This is a genomic window from Paraburkholderia antibiotica (assembly GCF_012927125.1).
GTDB classification, from domain to species: Bacteria; Pseudomonadota; Gammaproteobacteria; order Burkholderiales; family Burkholderiaceae; genus Paraburkholderia; species Paraburkholderia antibiotica.
Genome location: NZ_JABBFZ010000055.1, coordinates 1 through 2,992, shown reverse-complemented (window position 1 = coordinate 2,992; position 2,992 = coordinate 1). Strand labels below are relative to the sequence as shown.

Below are 2,992 nucleotides of genomic sequence, written 5' to 3'. Positions count from 1 at the left end.
AGCCTGACGATTACCTACTTTCACACGGGCAATCCGCACTATCATCGGCGTAGAGTCGTTTCACGGTCCTGTTCGGGATGGGAAGGGGTGGGACCGACTCGCTATGGTCATCAGGCATGACTTGTTGCCGCGTCGCTGTTGAGGCGCCACGACCAATCTGGAAGAAGTAGTTTCTGGTGATGCTCACCAGAGAAGCTTTGGGGTTGTGTTGATTCAGGCACAACACGGACCACTCAACCGTGCGTCGGGGTTCTTCAGTGAACCCGGAAACATACCGGTTATAGGATCAAGCCTTACGGGCAATTAGTATCAGTTAGCTCAGTACATTACTGTACGTGCACACCTGACCTATCAACGTCCTGGTCTTGAACGACCCTTCAAGGGGCTCGAAGCCCCGGGGATATCTCATCTTAAGGCGAGTTTCCCGCTTAGATGCTTTCAGCGGTTATCTCTTCCGAACATAGCTACCCGGCGATGCCACTGGCGTGACAACCGGTACACCAGAGGTTCGTCCACTCCGGTCCTCTCGTACTAGGAGCAGCCCCCTTCAAATATCCAGCGCCCACGGCAGATAGGGACCAAACTGTCTCACGACGTTTTAAACCCAGCTCACGTACCTCTTTAAATGGCGAACAGCCATACCCTTGGGACCGGCTACAGCCCCAGGATGAGATGAGCCGACATCGAGGTGCCAAACACCGCCGTCGATATGAACTCTTGGGCGGTATCAGCCTGTTATCCCCAGAGTACCTTTTATCCGTTGAGCGATGGCCCTTCCATACAGAACCACCGGATCACTATGACCTGCTTTCGCACCTGTTCGACTTGTCAGTCTCACAGTCAAGCACGCTTATGCCATTGCACTATCAGCACGATTTCCGACCGTACCTAGCGTACCTTCGTACTCCTCCGTTACACTTTGGGAGGAGACCGCCCCAGTCAAACTGCCTACCATGCACTGTCCCCGACCCGGATGACGGGCCAAGGTTAGAACCTCAAACAGATCAGGGTGGTATTTCAAGGACGGCTCCACGCAGACTGGCGTCCACGCTTCATAGCCTCCCACCTATCCTACACAGACCGGTTCAAAGTCCAATGCAAAGCTACAGTAAAGGTTCATGGGGTCTTTCCGTCTAGCCGCGGGGAGATTGCATCATCACAAACACTTCAACTTCGCTGAGTCTCGGGAGGAGACAGTGTGGCCATCGTTACGCCATTCGTGCAGGTCGGAACTTACCCGACAAGGAATTTCGCTACCTTAGGACCGTTATAGTTACGGCCGCCGTTTACCGGGACTTCAATCAGGAGCTTGCACCCCATCATTTAATCTTCCGGCACCGGGCAGGCGTCACACCCTATACGTCCACTTTCGTGTTTGCAGAGTGCTGTGTTTTTATTAAACAGTCGCAGCCACCAGTTTATTGCAACCCCTTCACCCTCCGCCCGCAGGGGCGTCAAGCTACAGGGGCGTACCTTATCCCGAAGTTACGGTACCAATTTGCCGAGTTCCTTCTCCCGAGTTCTCTCAAGCGCCTTAGAATACTCATCTCGCCCACCTGTGTCGGTTTGCGGTACGGTCTTGTTAAACTGAAGCTTAGAGGCTTTTCTTGGAACCACTTCCGATTGCTTCGTCGCCTAAGCGACTGGCCTCGCACCCTTGAATCCTGCGCCCGGATTTGCCTGAGCGCCTTCTCCAATGCAAGGACCGGGACTTCCAACACCCGGACAACCTTCCGCGATCCGTCCCCCCATCGCATTTAACAATGGTGCAGGAATATTAACCTGCTTCCCATCAGCTACGCATTTCTGCCTCGCCTTAGGGGCCGACTCACCCTACGCCGATGAACGTTGCGTAGGAAACCTTGGGCTTACGGCGAGGGGGCCTTTCACCCCCTTTATCGCTACTCATGTCAGCATTCGCACTTCCGATACCTCCAGCACACTTTCCAGTGCACCTTCGCAGGCTTACGGAACGCTCTCCTACCATGCATATAAATATGCATCCGCAGCTTCGGTATATTGCTTAGCCCCGTTACATCTTCCGCGCAGGACGACTCGATCAGTGAGCTATTACGCTTTCTTTAAAGGGTGGCTGCTTCTAAGCCAACCTCCTGACTGTTTTAGCCTTCCCACTTCGTTTCCCACTTAGCAATATTTGGGGACCTTAGCTGGCGGTCTGGGTTGTTTCCCTCTTGACACCGGACGTTAGCACCCGATGTCTGTCTCCCGTGATTGCACTCTTCGGTATTCGGAGTTTGCTATGGCGAAGTAATCCGCAATGGACCCCACAACCATGACAGTGCTCTACCCCCGAAGGTGATACACGAGGCACTACCTAAATAGTTTTCGGAGAGAACCAGCTATTTCCAGGTTTGTTTAGCCTTTCACCCCTATCCACAGCTCATCCCCTAACTTTTCAACGTTAGTGGGTTCGGTCCTCCAGCACGTGTTACCGTGCCTTCAACCTGGCCATGGATAGATCACCTGGTTTCGGGTCTACACCCAGCGACTGAACGCCCTGTTCGGACTCGCTTTCGCTACGCCTGCCCTAATCGGTTAAGCTTGCCACTGAATGTAAGTCGCTGACCCATTATACAAAAGGTACGCCGTCACCCCTTGCGAGGCTCCGACTGTTTGTATGCATGCGGTTTCAGGATCTGTTTCACTCCCCTCCCGGGGTTCTTTTCGCCTTTCCCTCACGGTACTGGTTCACTATCGGTCGATCACGAGTATTTAGCCTTGGAGGATGGTCCCCCCATCTTCAGACAGGATTTCACGTGTCCCGCCCTACTTGTCGTACACCTAGTTCTTCCATGCTGTTTTCGTCTACAGGGCTATCACCTGCTATGGCCGCACTTTCCAGAGCGTTCGACTAACAATACAGATAAAGAGTACAGGCTCATCCCATTTCGCTCGCCACTACTCTGGGAATCTCGGTTGATTTCTTTTCCTGCGGTTACTTAGATGTTTCAGTTCACCGCGTTCGCTTCAC

General features: G+C 53.2%; 2 rRNA genes. Both read right to left on the bottom strand.

The features are described from left to right. Position 1 precedes the first annotated feature (1 nt). Positions 2-115 (bottom strand): 5S ribosomal RNA (rrf, locus tag HHL14_RS32655). 167 nt (positions 116-282) lie between these two features. Continuing rightward, positions 283-2,992: ribosomal RNA gene (locus tag HHL14_RS32650) — 23S ribosomal RNA — on the bottom strand; the annotation flags it as partial.